This window comes from uncultured Stenotrophomonas sp. (assembly GCF_945952405.1).
Taxonomy (GTDB): Bacteria; Pseudomonadota; Gammaproteobacteria; order Xanthomonadales; family Xanthomonadaceae; genus Stenotrophomonas.
The window spans coordinates 186,298-201,773 of record NZ_CAMFIA010000005.1; the positions used below are offsets into that span (position 1 = coordinate 186,298).

Annotated in this window: 21 protein-coding genes; 4 read left to right on the plus strand and 17 right to left on the minus strand. The window is 63.7% G+C overall.

Features of this window, described 5'->3' with window-relative positions; genetic code table 11:
* Nucleotides 1-24 precede the first annotated feature (24 nt).
* The 11 genes from Q0P60_RS07345 to Q0P60_RS07395 form a co-directional block, all read right to left on the minus strand.
* Nucleotides 25-486: a phage virion morphogenesis protein gene (locus Q0P60_RS07345; protein ID WP_294990384.1), complete on the minus strand. Its 462-nt coding sequence runs from the start codon at nt 484-486 to the stop codon at nt 25-27.
* Nucleotides 483-968 carry a phage tail protein gene (locus tag Q0P60_RS07350; RefSeq protein WP_049395260.1) on the minus strand — a complete coding sequence of 162 codons (486 nt, stop codon included), beginning with the start codon at nt 966-968 and terminating at the stop codon, nt 483-485. Before Q0P60_RS07350 ends, Q0P60_RS07345 begins: the two co-directional genes overlap by 4 nt.
* Nucleotides 965-1,486: a hypothetical protein gene (locus Q0P60_RS07355; RefSeq protein ID WP_294990386.1), complete on the minus strand. Its 522-nt coding sequence runs from the start codon at nt 1,484-1,486 to the stop codon at nt 965-967. Before Q0P60_RS07355 ends, Q0P60_RS07350 begins: the two co-directional genes overlap by 4 nt.
* Nucleotides 1,486-2,091, minus strand: coding sequence for a glycoside hydrolase family 19 protein (locus Q0P60_RS07360; RefSeq protein ID WP_294990614.1), 606 nt, complete (start codon nt 2,089-2,091; stop codon nt 1,486-1,488). Before Q0P60_RS07360 ends, Q0P60_RS07355 begins: the two co-directional genes overlap by 1 nt.
* A 31-nt stretch (nt 2,092-2,122) precedes the next feature.
* Nucleotides 2,123-2,398: a phage holin family protein gene (locus Q0P60_RS07365; protein ID WP_262234021.1), complete on the minus strand. Its 276-nt coding sequence runs from the start codon at nt 2,396-2,398 to the stop codon at nt 2,123-2,125.
* Nucleotides 2,391-2,744, minus strand: coding sequence for a putative holin (locus Q0P60_RS07370; RefSeq protein WP_010481669.1), 354 nt, complete (start codon nt 2,742-2,744; stop codon nt 2,391-2,393). Before Q0P60_RS07370 ends, Q0P60_RS07365 begins: the two co-directional genes overlap by 8 nt.
* Before the next feature lie 2 nt (nt 2,745-2,746).
* Nucleotides 2,747-2,962, minus strand: coding sequence for a tail protein X (locus tag Q0P60_RS07375; protein ID WP_180843197.1), 216 nt, complete (start codon nt 2,960-2,962; stop codon nt 2,747-2,749).
* Nucleotides 2,962-3,429 (minus strand): head completion/stabilization protein, encoded by a 468-nt coding sequence (locus Q0P60_RS07380; RefSeq protein WP_294990393.1) that lies wholly within the window; start codon nt 3,427-3,429, stop codon nt 2,962-2,964. The genes Q0P60_RS07375 and Q0P60_RS07380 overlap by 1 nt, the downstream gene beginning before the upstream one ends.
* Nucleotides 3,430-3,533: 104 nt before the next feature.
* Nucleotides 3,534-4,241, minus strand: a complete 708-nt coding sequence (gene gpM / locus Q0P60_RS07385) for a phage terminase small subunit (protein WP_294990395.1) — start codon at nt 4,239-4,241, stop codon at nt 3,534-3,536.
* 4 nt (nt 4,242-4,245) lie between these two features.
* Entirely contained in the window at nt 4,246-5,292 is a 1,047-nt protein-coding gene (locus tag Q0P60_RS07390) for a phage major capsid protein, P2 family (RefSeq protein WP_294990396.1), read from the minus strand.
* Between the two features lie 33 nt (nt 5,293-5,325).
* Nucleotides 5,326-6,195 (minus strand): GPO family capsid scaffolding protein, encoded by an 870-nt coding sequence (locus Q0P60_RS07395; protein ID WP_294990399.1) that lies wholly within the window; start codon nt 6,193-6,195, stop codon nt 5,326-5,328.
* A gap of 154 nt (nt 6,196-6,349) precedes the next feature.
* Here Q0P60_RS07395 and Q0P60_RS07400 point away from each other — a divergent pair, with 154 nt between their 5' ends.
* Both Q0P60_RS07400 and Q0P60_RS07405 read left to right on the plus strand, forming a co-directional pair.
* Nucleotides 6,350-8,107 carry a terminase ATPase subunit family protein gene (locus Q0P60_RS07400; RefSeq protein ID WP_294990402.1) on the plus strand — a complete coding sequence of 586 codons (1,758 nt, stop codon included), beginning with the start codon at nt 6,350-6,352 and terminating at the stop codon, nt 8,105-8,107.
* Nucleotides 8,107-9,117, plus strand: a complete 1,011-nt coding sequence (locus Q0P60_RS07405) for a phage portal protein (protein WP_294990405.1) — start codon at nt 8,107-8,109, stop codon at nt 9,115-9,117. Before Q0P60_RS07400 ends, Q0P60_RS07405 begins: the two co-directional genes overlap by 1 nt.
* 41 nt (nt 9,118-9,158) lie before the next feature.
* On the opposite strand, the gene Q0P60_RS07410 is transcribed toward Q0P60_RS07405, so the two are convergent.
* The 3 genes from Q0P60_RS07410 to Q0P60_RS07420 all read right to left on the minus strand — a co-directional run bounded on the left by Q0P60_RS07410 (nt 9,159) and on the right by Q0P60_RS07420 (nt 10,826).
* Nucleotides 9,159-9,962: a hypothetical protein gene (locus tag Q0P60_RS07410; RefSeq protein ID WP_294990408.1), complete on the minus strand. Its 804-nt coding sequence runs from the start codon at nt 9,960-9,962 to the stop codon at nt 9,159-9,161.
* 163 nt (nt 9,963-10,125) lie between these two features.
* Nucleotides 10,126-10,599, minus strand: coding sequence for a helix-turn-helix transcriptional regulator (locus tag Q0P60_RS07415; protein ID WP_235650802.1), 474 nt, complete (start codon nt 10,597-10,599; stop codon nt 10,126-10,128).
* Nucleotides 10,596-10,826 carry a DUF4160 domain-containing protein gene (locus Q0P60_RS07420; RefSeq protein WP_235650803.1) on the minus strand — a complete coding sequence of 77 codons (231 nt, stop codon included), beginning with the start codon at nt 10,824-10,826 and terminating at the stop codon, nt 10,596-10,598. The genes Q0P60_RS07415 and Q0P60_RS07420 overlap by 4 nt, the downstream gene beginning before the upstream one ends.
* A 766-nt stretch (nt 10,827-11,592) precedes the next feature.
* Here Q0P60_RS07420 and Q0P60_RS07425 point away from each other — a divergent pair.
* The gene (locus tag Q0P60_RS07425) at nt 11,593-12,000 is read left to right on the plus strand and encodes a hypothetical protein (protein ID WP_294990416.1); all 408 of its coding nucleotides are present in this window, start codon (nt 11,593-11,595) and stop codon (nt 11,998-12,000) included.
* Nucleotides 12,001-12,018: 18 nt separating this feature from the next.
* Here the strand turns inward: Q0P60_RS07425 and Q0P60_RS07430 are convergent, their stop codons facing one another.
* From Q0P60_RS07430 to Q0P60_RS07440, 3 genes are all read right to left on the minus strand, one after another.
* The gene (locus Q0P60_RS07430; RefSeq protein WP_294990419.1) at nt 12,019-12,684 is read right to left on the minus strand and encodes an SOS response-associated peptidase; all 666 of its coding nucleotides are present in this window, start codon (nt 12,682-12,684) and stop codon (nt 12,019-12,021) included.
* A 255-nt stretch (nt 12,685-12,939) separates the two neighbouring features.
* Entirely contained in the window at nt 12,940-13,800 is an 861-nt protein-coding gene (locus tag Q0P60_RS07435; RefSeq protein ID WP_294990423.1) for an OST-HTH/LOTUS domain-containing protein, read from the minus strand.
* A 119-nt stretch (nt 13,801-13,919) separates the two neighbouring features.
* Complete coding sequence (locus Q0P60_RS07440) at nt 13,920-14,267, minus strand: hypothetical protein (protein WP_294990426.1); 348 nt, start codon at nt 14,265-14,267, stop codon at nt 13,920-13,922.
* Nucleotides 14,268-14,399: 132 nt separating this feature from the next.
* Between Q0P60_RS07440 and rocF the strand changes: the two genes are divergently transcribed.
* Complete coding sequence (gene rocF, locus Q0P60_RS07445; protein ID WP_294990428.1) at nt 14,400-15,320, plus strand: arginase; 921 nt, start codon at nt 14,400-14,402, stop codon at nt 15,318-15,320.
* Nucleotides 15,321-15,476 lie beyond the last annotated feature (156 nt).

Consider the following 15,476-nt stretch of genomic DNA (forward strand, 5'->3'; position numbering starts at 1 on the left):
CGGCGTGTAGCGCAGCCGCTTACGCTACAGCGTGTGCAGGTGATCGAGGATCAGCTCGCGTATCAGTTGTTCGTCGGCGGTGGTGAAGCCAAGCAGCATGCGCCGCGCGTAGGTGACGCGGGGGCCGCCCTTGCTGACGGAATCGGTGCGGCCCTCTTGGTGGATTCGGGCAATGCGGGAGACGCGGCCGGCGAAGCCCACCGCCGCCTCACTGGCACTGCCCCGCACGCGTAGATGCTTGGCCTGCCGGATCTTGCCGAACATGGCACCGCGCTTGATGCGGCCAGCCTTGGCGCGGCGAGGCGGTGCGTTGCGTCGTGCTGCAAACGGGGAACCGTCGGGATTCTTCTGGCCAGCGATGCGCTTTTGCTGAGAGCGCCGCACGGCGGTGCCGACCTTGCGGGCCAGGCGGCTGCGCTCCGCAGGCTTGAGCCGCTGTAGCAGCGGCGCCACCCAAGCCTCCAGACGCTGCAGATCCTCGCTCACTCGGTGATCGCCGGCAGGGTGCCCAGCACTTCACCGTCGGCCGTCAGCGGACCACCAGCGAGCGTATGGCGGTGTTCCCACTCGGCGCGCGGCTCGGGCAGGTACTGCAGCTGGAACACGCCAGCGTCGTCCTGCACGACGCGCACGCGCTCGGTCAGCGGTAGCCGGATGGCCAGATCGACCACGGTATCGCTCAGCACGTCCACCTCGAAGGCCAGCTTTTCGCGGTTGTCCGGGTTGGCCAGCAGCTCGGGCTGGTGCCGCGTCAGCCACTGCAGCAGCGGCACCATGACAGCCTCGGGCGCCCCGGCGAAGTCACGCAGGATCAGTTCGAGGGTGTAGCGGTACTGGAAGGACAGGCCCGCCGTGAAGCTGGCCACCAGCCCGCCGTCGTCCACGAACACCAGCAGGCGCTCCGGGTCGGCGGCGAGCGACGGCATTGCCGCGACCAGGTGCTGGCGGAGCAGTTGGGGCTTCTTCATCGCCGCGCGCACTCGGCCAGGGCGGTGTGCAGCTCGGTGGCCAGCTGCTGCAGCGCCGTCACCTGCTCGGCGGCGGCGTGGTACTGGCCGTAGTTGGCTGCGGTGGTTTCGGCGACGGCAGAGAGCGTAACGCCGGCAGCGGGCGCATCAGGATCGCCGGCAATTCCGGTGGGGGCGATGCCTGCCGCAGCGGCGTCGTGGATGTGCACGAAGCCAGCAGGCACAGCGCAAGCGGCATCAGCGGTCGGAGTGACATAGACGGGAACCTCTTTGGTGATGGTGTCGCCGCGTTCGCGCACCACCTGTACGCGGTCCACGTACTCGGTCACGACGCGGGTGGTGCCCTGTGCCAGTTCCAGCTTGCCGGCCAGATCCTTCTTCTCGGCGTTGGCGCTGACCAGGGCGGCGTTGGCGCGGTCCAGCGCGGCAGTGGCGCGGTTCACCCGCACCTGCTGGCAGCTGAAAAGGCCGGCGGTGGCCGCAATCAGGGCGGCAAGGGCGAGGGCGCGGTAGAGCATCAGCGTGCGCCCAGCGCGGCCAGGGCGCGGTTGGTGCGTGCGGTTCGGTCGGCCATCCCGTTCGGTGTGGCGCGGCTGCGGGCGTTGCCCAGGTTGACCACGCGGCTGACGCTCAGCACGTCGCGCTGGTCGGCGTAGGCGTTGAGCCGGTTGTCGTGCCAGAACGCCGCCGCTGCCATGGCGCCGGTTTCCGGCTCGATCAGCAGGCCGGGCATCTCTTCCAGCGGCTGGCCGATCAGCTGGCCGATGTGGCGATAGTTGCCACGGCCGGTGTGCATCATGGGCCCACGCCCGCGATAGGCGTAGCCGTCGCCACTGGCCTCATTGCCGTTGCCGTTGCGGCTGGCATAGACGCGGTTGCCCAGCTTCGCCGGCTGGTGGACGAACGCAGCCGCCTCCGGGCCTTCGACGTACTTGCCGAACACTTCGAGCAGGCGCTCGCGGCTGTAGCTGAGCGATTCCTCCACCCGCGACAGGCTCAGGCTTTCGTGGCCGACCTGTGCGAGGAAGTGCGCGGCGCGCACCGGGGTGTTGATCCCGAAGCGCTTCATCGCTGCATTGAACGGCGCCACCCAGCGCTGAGCGCGGGGGAGCGGGCATTGCATGATCTGCGCCAGTAGTGGGGCGGTCAGCACGTCAGTTGCTCCCGAACAGGTGCGCGACGTTGCCGCGCGAACGATAGGTGGCCACCAGCAGGACCATCAGTAGCAGCAGCTGCCAGACAGTGACGTGGGCGCGGGCGCCCTGCAGCATGATCTGCAGGGCGAGGCCGCCGGTGGCGGCGATCAGCAGCCATGCGCACCACGCGATGGCGGGGCGGTGGTTGGCGCCGGGAGCCGGCCGGTAGGTCAGCAGGCGGATGCAGATGGCCAGGCTGCACAGCAGCGTGGCGGTGGTCAGGAACTCAGCCATCGGAGCCTCCACGCGGCAGGCGGGTCACGTCAGCCGAGCGGCTGCGCTCGATCAGGCTCAGGGTCAGGGTGACGATGACCGCCGCACAGATGAACGCGGCAAGGCCCGTGGACACCACGCCAAAGCGCTGCATCACCTCGGTACCGCCCAGGTAGCCGGCCACGACGCTGATGGCCAGATACACCAGGCGCTTCCAGATCGGCAGGTTCTTGGCCGACACGACGAACAGGGTGGCGCCGGCGAACGCGCCCAGGAACGCATCGGTTTGGATCCCCGGCAGGATCGACGCAAGGCCGACCCCCGTTGCCAGTGCTGCCATGCTGCCGGTAGAGGTTGGTTCGGTCATCATCAATCCCATAGCTGAACAAGGGGGCGCATCGCGGCGCCGGTGGACGGTGCGGGTACGTCGGGTAACTCAACGACAGTGCCAATGGGCAGGACCGGCCCATGCAGGCTGATGCCGTAGTTCAGTGCGTGCGCTTTCTCGACCATGCCGGCGGTGGCGCCCAGGTGCCGGTGGCAGAGCGCGTCGAGCGTGTCGCCCTGCATCGAGACGACGCGCATCAGATCAGTTCCACGGTGACGCGCGGCAGGCCCTGCAGATCGCAGATGGCGTTGCGCAGATCGCGGCGGATCTCATCAATGGTGGGAGTCAGTTCCTCCGCACGCTGGTTGCCCTGTGCGGTGGCGTCATAGGAGCGGTAGCGTTCGTGCAGTTCGACGGCGGTGGCGCAACCGACCGCGCGCAGGAACAGATGCACCAGCCGGGTGCTGCCGTCGATTATCTGCGCTGGCACGTCGGCCAAGGTGGCGTAGCCGGCGGCTTCCTTGCCTGCCTGCCACGCTCCCAGCTCCCGCGTTACGTCCATGACGGCCGACACCACGGTGCTGCGCATACGCGGTGCCGGTATGTCGCCGGGGACACGGATCGCCTCACGCAGCGCAACCACGTCGATCTCCGGCCAGAACGTGCCGGCGGTGACGTTGGGTTGCTTGGCGGCGGGTGATGCGTTGGCAACAAAGCTGCTCATGGTGGCCTCGTAGGTCGCCGGTGGTCGGGGCGTCACACCAAGGGAGAGAGGTCTTGGTGATCGGCCCCGAGCCGGCGGGGTTGCGGGGTACGCTCGGTGTGAGGTCAGTCGTTGGACTGACTGGTCTCGAACTTCTTCTGCAAACGCTCGGCGCGCTTGAGGTCTTCCTTGCCGCCGCAGCTGTCATGCAGTCGGATGGCTTCGCGCAGATCCTCGACCGCCCGTCCAACGTCCTCTGCGTTCGGCGGTGTCTCTTCGCTGCCAGGGGGCAGCAGGGAGCGAGCGCGGGCCAGCAGCAGCCGGGCGCGGACCTGATCGGGCATGTCGTGGCCTTTGGTCACTTCGACAGCCCGATTCAGCACGCCCAGGTCGAACGCCGCACCCGTCTTCAATGCGTTGAGCGCGACGATGCCGATTTCTTCGGCAACGACACAGCCGGCGGTGCGCTCGAATCGGTCGGGCATCGTCAGGCCATGCGCCAGCACATAGGCGGCAATGTCCAGTGCCGCGTCGTACATGCCTGCGTCGATGTTCCACAGCATCAGCGTGGACACCACGTCATCCTGGCCACCCGCATCGGCGGCGAGGACACCCTCGATGTACGCGTCGTAGGTCGGCAGCAGCGCGGCCTTGAGTTGACCCTTGGCCTTGCTCGACTGGATCTGTTTCAGTCGAGCGCGGTCGGTGGCCAGCTGCAGCAGGGTTTGCTGATAGATCGGCGTGCCCTCCATCAGGTTGCCGCCCGCTGCGCGCTTGGCCGCCTCCTCGGCTTCAACGCGCTGCAGGTGACGCTTTGCGGGACTGTCGGCCATGGCCTCAGCCCCCTACCGCCGGAGCTTCATCCTGCTCAACGACCTTGATGTTCTCGACCACGGCGCCACGGCCATAGTCTTCGACCACGTAGCAGTCGTTGGACGACTCGAAGTTCGCAATGCGGTTCTTCTCCGGCTCTTCCTTGATGTAGCGGCGACGGCCGTCGATCTGCCAATAGAGGGAGAGGTTGTCCAGGGAGGTGACCAGCAACGCATCGGCCGGCATGAAGGGAACAACGACCGGCTGCAGGCCACCGATGCGTTTGGTGCCCAGCACCAGATCCGCGGCCAGCTGCTCGGTGGGCTTGTTGTCCTGATTGATGATCGGGAAATACTTGTCATGCACCAGGTTGCGGCCGAGCACGACGACCAACGCCGGATCTTGCTGATGCCACGGGTCGATCAGGTTGGACACCAGATCCATGACCAGCGCGTCGAGGTTGGCGTAATCACGCGTTGCCTTGTCGCCGCCGATCAGCACATTGCCGCCAGCCTTACCCTTGTTCATCACGCGCTTGGCGGCGTGCTCACGGTACTGCTGCAGCCAGCCCTTGTTCACATCCTGCAACAGCGGATTGGTGGCGCGTTTGGTGGTAGCGGCAGCGCTGGTACCGTTGAATCCCACCATGATGCGGTCCAGTGCCTGGCGCTGGATGATCGCGTCGCGCAGCAGCGTCTGGAAGTTCTTCTGACGCGCCCATGCGTCGAGGCGAGCGTAAGGGATGGCGGTGTCGTAGTTGGTCTGGACGCACTCGTAGCCGGTCTTGTCGAGTGCCGTCACATCTGCAGGCTCGCGCTTGCCGTCGCCACTCGTGTCGGTGCGGCCGGCAATGGTGCCGCTCACACCGACGCCGATTTTCTCGCCCTTGAGGTCGACCACGCCGGGCATGTTGATGGCGGACAGGAATGCGCTGCTCTCCTGAATGCGCTGCTCGATGGTCTGCTGCACGCTCGGCTCGACCGAGAACGACAGGGCGGCAGATTCGATGTTGTTCAGTTCCGCCACGCGGCGGGTGAACTGGTTGAACTGTGTACGGGTTTCGGTACGCATTGCGTTGCTCCGTGAGTAGGGGGCCGGTGGGGATCAGCAGTCGGTGGCGTCGCCGACGTTGCCGGCGCTGCCGGAGATCGGCGGGCGCTGGCTGAACGTCTGCGGGGTGTCATCGAGCGTCTTGCGCACACTGGCCATCTGCGCGGTGAGGTTCTGGACCTTGGTGGCCAGGCTGCGGTTCTCCTCGGCCAGCTGCTCGATTCGGTCTTCCTGTGCGGTGAAGGTGGCCAGAAGTTGTTCGGCGAACTTGGACGCATCGGCCGCAGGATCATCCTTCGGTGCGGGTTCCGGTGCCGGCTTCGGCAGCAGGCCGATGCCCGAAAGCAGCAGTTGCATCTTGCTGACGCGCGGCGCCGGCTGCTCGACCTCATCGAAGGTGATTACCGTCTCTTCCAGTTCGGTGAACAGGTTCTCCGGCGCCTGCTTGCGATGGGTGAGCGGGCTCTTGTCCGGATGCTGTGCTGCGAAGGCCAGCATTTCCGTGCCCAGGCTCGCCGGGGTGTCGGTCACCGCCAGGCCCTGCAGGTACGCCTTGCCGGTGTCGGCGAACTTCGGCGCAATCTCGATGCTGGTGTAGAGCTTCTGCTTGTCGTTGTTGACCATCGCCACCAGCGCGTCGGTCGGTTCGATCTGAGCAAACAGGGCCAGCTTCTTCACGCCGCCCACTTCGACCTCTTCGGCCTTCACGGCCAATACGTCGCCAAACGCCTTGAACGGGCCGTCCGGCATCAGGCTGCGCATGTGTTCCACCCAGATGCGGGCGCCGTACAGCTGCGGATCGTAGGAGGCCGCCATATCGGTGATGTGCTGACGCTCGATCACACGGCCGTCGGTGGTTGCGCCCTCGACGGCGACGCGGAAGAACTTGGAGCGCAGCTTCTTTTTGTCGGTCTTACCGGCCATTTCACCCTCTGCTGGTGTCAGTGCGCATCGGTTCTCGATGCGATGACCCATAGTCGAATGAGGGCGAAGTTGCAGCAACGCGTGGAGCGTGTAAGCGACTGTATTACGGGGGTTTTCCGTGTCGCGCGCGCGTGGCGACGGGCAACCTGTTCACGTGACCAGCGTAGCCGAAAAACTCCACGTCGATCCACGACGCCAAGCCAAGTTCCTGTACTGGATGGGCTGGCGCGTGTGCGATATCGCCAGCCTGATCGGCGAGAAAGAGAAGACGATCCATAGCTGGAAGGCGCGCGACGAATGGGACCGCGCCGACGCCGTGGAGCGCATTGGCGGCGCACTGGAAGCCCGCTTGGCGATCCTGATTCACAAGGAAGGGAAGACCGGCGGCGACTTCAAAGAGATCGACCTGCTGCACCGCCAGCTTGAGCGCCAGGCCCGCATCCAGCGCTACCAGGGGGGCGGGAATGAGGCCGACCTGAATCCGGCGGTGGCCAACCGCAACGCGGCTCCGAAGAAGAAGGCGCGCAAGAACGAATTCAGCGAGGAAGAGATCGAACGCCTGCAAACGGCGTTTGTGGATGGGTGTTTCGACTACCAGCGTGATTGGTACCGGGCGGGCAACGAACGCACGCGGGTGATCCTGAAATCCCGCCAGATCGGCGCCACCTACTACTTCGCGCGCGAGGCGCTGATCGATGCGCTGACCACCGGCCGCAATCAGATTTTTCTCAGCGCTTCAAAGAGTCAGGCCCATATCTTCTTGGGCTACATGCGCGGCTTTGTGCGTGAGGTGCTGGACCGTGATTTGACTGGCGATCCGATCACCCTGGCCAACGGTGCCGAGCTGTTCTTCCTCGGGACCAATGCCCGCACCGCTCAGGGCTACCACGGCAACTTCTACTTCGACGAATTCTTCTGGACCCATGGTTTTAACCAGCTGAACAAGGTCGCCAGTGGCATGGCGATGCACAAGAAGTGGCGCAAGACGTACTTCAGCACGCCATCCACCATGGCGCATGAAGCGTTCGACTTCTGGACGGGCGAGCGTTTCAACAAGGGACGTTCGGTGTCCCAGCAGATCCAGATGGATGTGAGCCACGCGCGGCTGATGGGCGGGCGTCGCTGTGAAGACGCCATGTGGCGCCAGATCGTGACTGTGCTCGATGCGGCTGGCCGGGGCTGCGACCTGTTCGATATCGAGGAGCTGCGCCGCGACTACAGCGCCGAGGAATTCGCCAATCTGCTGATGTGCGAGTTCGTGGACGACAGCGCCAGCATCTTCCCGCTCACGATGCTACAGCCGTGCCAGGTCGATAGCTGGGTGGATTGGGCCGACGACTTCAAACCGCTTGCCATTCGCCCCTACGGCGACCGCGCGGTGTGGATCGGGTATGACCCGGCCGAGACAGGCGATAGCGCCGGCATTGTGGTGGTGGCTCCGCCGCTGGTGCCCGGTGGCAAGTTCCGCGTGCTGGAACGCCACCAGTTCAAGGGCATGGACTTCGCGGCACAGGCCGCTTTCATTCAGCAGATCACCCTGCGGTATTGGGTGACCTATATCGGCATCGACGCAACTGGCATGGGCACCGGCGTGGCCCAGCTGGTGCGCCAGTTCTTCCCTGGCGTGACGATCTTCAACTACTCCCCCGAGGTGAAGACCCGGCTGGTGTTGAAGGCGTTCGATGTCATCAAGAACGAGCGTCTGGAATACGACGCAGGCTGGACTGACCTCACACAGTCGCTGCTGGCGATCCAGAAAACCATCACCCCGAGCGGGCGCCAGGTCACCTACATGGCCGGGCGTTCGCGCACCACAGGCCACGCCGATCTGGCGTGGGCACTCATGCACGCGCTGCAAAATGAACCGCTGGAAGGCGGCACCGCTGCGCGCAGCACCATGGAGATTTGCTGATGACTGACCCCGATCAGGGCACTACCGTGACCGCCCCTGCCGGCGTTGAGGCGTTCACCTTCGGCGACCCCACGCCCGTGCTGGACTCTCGCGGCATCCTCGACTACCTCGAATGCTGGCGCAACGGGCGCTATTTCGAACCGCCGGTGGATCTGCATGGGCTGTCCCGCACCACCCGCGCTAACCCCTATCTGCACAGCGGACTGACGTTCAAGCGCAACATGCTGGTGAGCACGTTCAAGCCCCACAAGCTGCTGAGCCGTGAGGCGTTCGCACAGCTGGCGTTGGACTACATCACCTTCGGCATGGCCTATGTCGAGCGCCGCCGCGCTATGTCCGGCGTCAATCACTCCCTGGCGGTGCCGCTGGCCAAGTATGTGCGCCGAGGCGTGGAACCGGGCGAGTTCTTCCAGATCCGCGCCGGAAAGATCGAACATGAGTTTGCTCGCGGCGATGTGTTCCAGCTCCGGGAGGCAGATGTTGACCAGGAAATTTATGGGCTGCCGGAATGGATGCCGGCTGTTCAATCGGCCCTGCTGAACGAATCGGCGACGCTGTTTCGCCGGAAGTATTACAACAACGGCTCGCATGCCGGGTTCATTCTTTACCTGACCGACTCCCTGACCGAGAAGGACGATGTGGACGGCATTCGAAACGCGCTGCGCGAGTCGCGCGGGCCGGGCAATTTTCGCAACCTGTTCCTGCACTCGCCGGGCGGTAGCAAGGATGGCCTAAAGCTGATTCCCGTCAGCGAGGTTGCGGCGAAGGATGAATTTACCGGCATCAAGAGCGTGACCCGTGACGACATGCTGGCCTCCCTGCGCACGCCGCCGCAGCTGCTGGGCATCGTGCCGCAGAACAGTGGTGGCTTTGGCTCGATCCGCGAGGCAGCGACCGTGTGGACTGCGATGGAACTGTCACCACTGCAGACGCGGCTGACCGCGATCAATGAATGGCTGGGCGATGAGGTAATCCGCTTCAACCCCTTCGAGCTGGGGACGGCCGCTTGAATACTATGCCGCCACGGCTCCCGTTGGTGAGCCGATGATCGTCAGTGTGAGTTGGTGAATGCCTGCCAGCGGCTCTGAAAAGCGGTGATCATTCCGTGGAGCTTGGCTGCGGTTGGTTCCAGTTCTTCCCTCGGGCGATGCTGGGCCGAAAGTATGAGGCCCGTTATACCGATCAGAAACGCCATGACGGCCACGCGCTGAACTTTTAAGCCCATGTGGTCCGGGCCGACCTGTGAACGGAAGGAACCATCGTTGTCGAAGAGCGTCACGACAATCTCGCCGCCGTGCACGAACCCATGCCAGTCAGTCAGCTCATCGGCGAGGCCCTGAATTAGTTCGGGAGCCTCGGGGCAAATGGCGGATGAGACCAGCTTGGCGATAAGGCCTGTTTTAATGTCGTGAAGCTGCTGGGGCTTACTGGGCCATGCCCTTTTCGGCAGTTCATCCCGCGTCCTGAATGCCGTCAGTTCTTCGTCGGTTGCTTCGATGGCAAAGAAAACAGCACGCAACCAGGTCTCTACCAGTGGACGCCAGAGCGTGAGCGCGACGATATGCGTGCGCTCCGGCTCCGTTCGCAGCAGATGGCATATTGACCAGGCAATATCCAGACCATAGGCGAGCAATGCCCCTGAGACTGCGACGCGCTCAGTCCTAGCGTAGTCGCCATGGGGGAGTCCTTCGCGGGCGGCCTCGACAAACGCTAGTGCATCGGATGCGATCAGCATCACCGATTGCTTGCCGTGCCCTCTTGGCGAAGGCGAGTCGGCGTGTTGCGGCAGCGCTTCGGCCGCGTTTTCTTGTTCGCGTGCTATCTCTCGCCGAATGGCTTGCCGCAGCAGGTCCATTTGAAATCTCCTTCGATACAGAGCATGGCTACCTTATTCAAGGTGAGCCAGTTGCAGTCGGTGGCGCCCAGCCGCGAATAGCATGAAGGCCGCAGCCCGGATGGACTATGGAGGTCCACCGGAATGCGGCCTTCGTTGTTCCCGCGTGAGAGTGCCTTCTCAGTTAAGCGACCTTGTCGTAGGCGTCCAGCGTTTGCCCGCTCTCCAAAGCCTCCCAGCCCAGCATCGCCAGTCCGACTGTCTTGGGAATGGGGCGCTCGCCGCTGCGGTAGTAGGCCAGCATGCGGCGGCTGATCCCGAGCGCCTCTGCAGCTGCGTCCAGCGACAGGCCGTGGTGATGCATCCAGGCGACTACCTGCTGGTGCGAGTGTTCACCCGCCTGCTCGACTGCCATGGCCCGTAGGTTGTCGCTGGCCAGGGTCAGATCGTCGTCATCGGCAAAGATGACACCGCGATTCCATTCATCAGGTGCAACCGCTCGGAAGACACTCGGGTCGGCAAGCCGCGCAAGCGAGGGGTGCTTGATGATGGCCTCGGTGAGGTCGACAACGGCAGCAAAGCCATCACCGAACTGCAGGCCGAGGCGAGCCGGCGCCACGGCGGCAACGTCTTGGATCACAAATTGGGGCTGGTTCATGGGTTCAACTCTTGCCACTTGGCGGTGAGGGTTTGGAGGTTCACGACGGCCCATGCGAGGGCTTCGGTTAGTTCGCGTTCCTTGACCGAACCGGACAGTACCTCAAGGGTCCCGATGATGATCAGCGCTTCGCGGCCGTCACGCATCCGCACGTGGAAGTGCGGCGGTTGATGATCTGCCGCGTACATCGTGATGGCGCAGTCCGGGAAGCGTTTGATCGTCGGCATGGGCATAGTGTAGTGCAACCATTGCACTAGTGCAACCATTGCACCGTTGTTGCCCGGCGAGAGCTGGCACCTGTTCGCACCAGGGAACGCAGCTATGCCCAAAGACGAGAGACACGTGTGGCGCGGTCTAGCCGAGTGCCCCTATGCGTACGCCTATCCCAATATCCGTACGGTGCCGCCGCGTGAGACCCTGCGCGCGCACTCGTCTCCCCGCCACGCCTGCGCACTTCATAGGGTGCTTTTTCTGCACTGCCTGCAGCGCGGCCCAGCCCCGGCCCTGTATGGCGTTCTCCGGGCTTCGCTGGCACCGGTCCGCCCTGCGGTTCCCTGCGCGGCAGGGGGTGTCTGCGTGGCGCCCTGTGGCCTCCTATGGCCACCTTCGGGCGGGGCCAATTTTTCAGGTGACCACGGGAACGAGGTAACCAGGTAACACGCGCAGCCAAACGGGCTATAAGTGACTGATATAAAAGGAAAAATCATGGTTACCTTTCGAGGTGATCTGAGGTAATTTTTCGATCCCTACAAAGTAATGTCATTGATTCATAAGGAAATTTTTCCCCGCCAATGTTACCTCTGAAGAAGGTAATGGGATTACTCAGAGGTTACCCTATTGTTACCTTGATAAATTCAATATAAATCATTGTTTTTAAAGGTGAATGGGGCGCTCTTTGCAGGGTGGTTACCTTTATTACCTCTTTCCCGTGGTCACCTGAAAAATTCCACCTTATCGCGCGTAAGGGGGCCATCAGCATCCCCACCGCCGCACATGCGCACGCCTGCAGCCCGCTCCCTTGTCGCAGCCTTTGCGACGGTCAGCCGTATCCTCCCCGCCATGCCGCTGCCCCCCGACTTCTACTGGACGACGCGCTCTGCCAGCCTCCCCGACGATGCCCCCACGGTCATCGCCTGCAGCGGCGTGTGGGTGGCCGTACTGATGCAACGGGTGAACGACGGGATCTGGATCGCCAGTCTCGACCGGCACCGGCATGGCCCCGGCGGGCCGTTCCGCTGGTGCACCAGCTATGAGCAGGGTCGCGCCGGCGCCGAGATGTGGGTGGCCAGGCATGAGGCCCGCCTGCGAGAGGACGTGGCCAAGATCACCGCATACCGGGAGGCGGTGAGGGCGAACAGGTTGGCCAGAGCACACATCCCGCCCCCATTTGGCTGGGAGTAGTGGGACGCCGGCGTCGGTTTAAGCGACCGGCTGCAGGAGCTGCTCGCTGTTGTTGCGCGGGGTGTTGACGGCTCGGCTGACGCGATACGCCTCCATGGCGGGCACCTTGGACGCAAGGAGCATGGCCATCGCGTCGTCCGCCTCGGCCGTGAGCCACGCATCGAGCTGGCCAGGGTGGATCCAGACAGGCATTCGGTCGTGGATATCGGCCGACACGCCGCTACTGTCGCCGGTGATGATGGTGAAGGTGCCCAGGTTGTCGTCGGCCAGCAAAGGGCTTGTGTCCTCCCACAGTCCTGCAGCCCATAGAGGACCGTCGGCGTGGATGAACCATGGGTCCTTCTTTCCGTCCACGTCGCTGATCGACCACTCGTAGTAGCCGGCCATCGGGACTAGGCACCTACGCCTCTTGAAGGCGGCTCGAAAGGCGTTCTTGGTGGTCACCGTCTCGATCCGCGCATTGAAGGTAGATCCCTGCAGGCTCTTGGCCTTCGCCCAGGACGGCAGCAGGCCCCATGCGAGCCGGGACACCTGCCGGCCTGTTCCCCGATCGAGGATGACCGACGCCCGTTGTGTGGGCGCCAGGTTGTAGCTGGGAGGGATCTCGGCCAACGCCGGCGCGAGGTCGACCAGCGACGGCAGGCCGAAGTCGAGGATAGGGCGTTGGACGAAGCGGCCGCACATGGCGCACAGCCTAGCCGTTGCCGCCGTGGGTAGAGCGTGTAAGCCGGCCTGCAGGTGGGGGCGCAGCGCCTTATGGCACCGGGAAAATTCAACCATGCACCCAGGAACCGCAAGCGTTCCACGAACCCGCACCGGGAAAAAAACAGCGCATAAGTGCATGAATCTACTGATTACTCCAACTATCTTGTAAACAGTAGGTCATCCGTTCGATTCGGATAAGCGGCACCATCCTTTACCAGAAGACCCACTCCCCCTTCAGCTGCCTGAGTTGGGTCGTTCCCGGAACCAGACTTCGGCTCGACCATCGCGCGTGAAGCGGCGCAGCTCGAACTGCCCTGATGCGTGGACGACATGCCGCCAGCGGGAACAGCCATAACTCTTGGGGGTCTGGTCCGGTCGATGCTCTGACAGCCAGCGCTCGGCAGCTCCAAGCTTCACCCAGCCATCGATCGAAAGTGCCTGGAGAGCTTCCCGAAGCGCTCCGACAATTTCAGCACTGGGCCAGTGAATCTTGCCGTTGGGTGTGACGCCATCACTCACCAGTTCCTGGAACCGAGGCGATTGAATGACCTCCGAAATGCGCCTTCTTACGTTGTCCATCTCTCCGGCGAAGTTGCAGAGGTGTTCGAAGTGACGGTCGATCTCCGCATATGAGCGGCTGAGTTCTTTTTGCGCGCGTAGGCATCCCTCGACGCTTCGCAGATCGTGAAGATCGATGAAATGATGCACGAGTGCGTTTCGCAGTTTCACCAGCGTACTGAGATCATCGGCGAGGATCTGGTAGGCCGTTTCGGGCAAGCTTTGCTGAATCCGGACACTCATCCACGTCGAGCCAACCTGATGATTCGGCAGGTCATCCAAAGGTTTGCTTCCATCCTTCACGATGTAGGCGGTCATCAGACGACCGACCAGCGTGCCCAGTGTCTTGCCGTCAACCTCGGTATGACGGGCGTCCAGTGCATGCGGCAGCGATTCTAAGGTGCCAGAAAGCTCTTGCATGGCAATTGTGGCTTTCAGCACTCTTTCATACTGCTGCAGGCGTATGAGGCATCGACCGAGCTGCCGTTGTACCTCGTGGTTCAGATCTGTGATGTCGGGGGTACTGGAAGCAGTCATCGGATACTCAGCGAGAAAGCGCGCAGCCATTCGAGCGCGAACGGTTATCAACTACAGCCCAGAACGGGCTCTATCCGCCCGGAACGACTGCTCCGATTCTCTGACCGCAACCCGCACGCTCAGCCGGCAGCGCGTTGCAGCAGAACCCAGGCCAACAGCAGCGCGAACACCGCAAACAGGGTCAGGCCGAACCACAGCGCGGCCAGCTTCACGTTGCCGATCAAGGCCACCAGCACACGCTGCGGCTCGCTTTTCAGGATCGGGTACTGGGCATGCGCCTTTCGCACGCGTTGCCAACCCAGTCCAAGGAACACCAGGAGCGAGAACGGTGCCAACAGGCGGGCCAGCCGGATCAGCCATTCGTGTGGCGATGGATCGGCTGAGGCGTTCAACCAGAGCGCGAAAGCGGCAATCGGCAGGGCCAGGGTGAAAAAACGCGGCCAGGCCGTGTTGATGAAGGGTGACATCGCAATCTTCCATGCAGGACGCCAGGGTCGGTGCGGCATCATGCCATGTGGCCGCCCTGCTGCACCGCCGCGAGTGGTGTCACACACCTCTGGCTAGACTGTGCTTCTTTTTCCCCAGCGCAGGAGGCACCCATGGCCCATCCCATCTCCGTATCCCTGATCGGCGTTCCCACCGATGTCGGTGCGGGCCATCGCGGTGCACGGCTGGGGCCGGAAGCACTGCGCGTGGCGGGCCTGCCGGAGGCACTGGAAGCGCGCGGCGTGGACGTGCGCGACCTGGGCAACCTGGATGGCCCGCGCAACCCGTGGACCGCACCCGTGCACGGCTACCGGCACCTGGATGAAGTGGTGGCGTGGAACCACGCGCTGATGGAAGCCAGCTATGCCGAACTGCAGGCGGGGCGCATGCCGATCATGCTGGGCGGCGACCACTGCCTGGGCATCGGCTCGATCACCGCCGTTGCGCGCTGGTGCCGCGAGCAGGGCAAGACCCTGCGCGTGCTGTGGCTGGATGCGCACTCGGACTTCAATACCAGCGATGTCACCCCCTCGGGCAACATCCACGGCATGCCGGTGGCCTGCCTGTGCGGGCTTGGCCCGGATGCGTTGACCCGGCTCGGTGGCAGTGCACCGGCGATTACCCCGGCGCAGATGCACCAGATCGGCATCCGCTCGGTGGACCCGGAAGAGAAGCGCCTGATCAAGACCCACAAGGTCGATGTCTACGACATGCGCTACATCGACGAGAACGGCATGAAGCGCGCGGTGGAAGCGGCACTGGCTGGCATCGACGACAACACCCACCTGCATGTCAGCTTCGATGTGGACTTCCTCGACCCGAGCATCGCCCCGGGCGTGGGCACCACCGTGCCGGGCGGGGTGAACTACCGCGAGGCGCAGCTGGTGATGGAGATGATCGCCGACACCGGACGCATGGGCTCGCTGGACATCGTCGAGCTCAACCCCTTGCTGGACAAGCAGAATGCTACCGCCGAGCTGGCCGTGGACCTGGTCGAAAGCCTGTTCGGCAAGTCCACGCTGATGCGCGACTGACGTCCTGTCCTGAACGGATCGCTGATCCGTTCACACCCGCTCCACGCGTTTGCCGCCAGATTGCACTTCACGCGGCGGCAGTGGGCGTTGGCCTTCTCCCGCCGAGCGAAACAATCCCATCCGCGAATGAAGCGGTGTAGCGGCAAACCCAAGGAG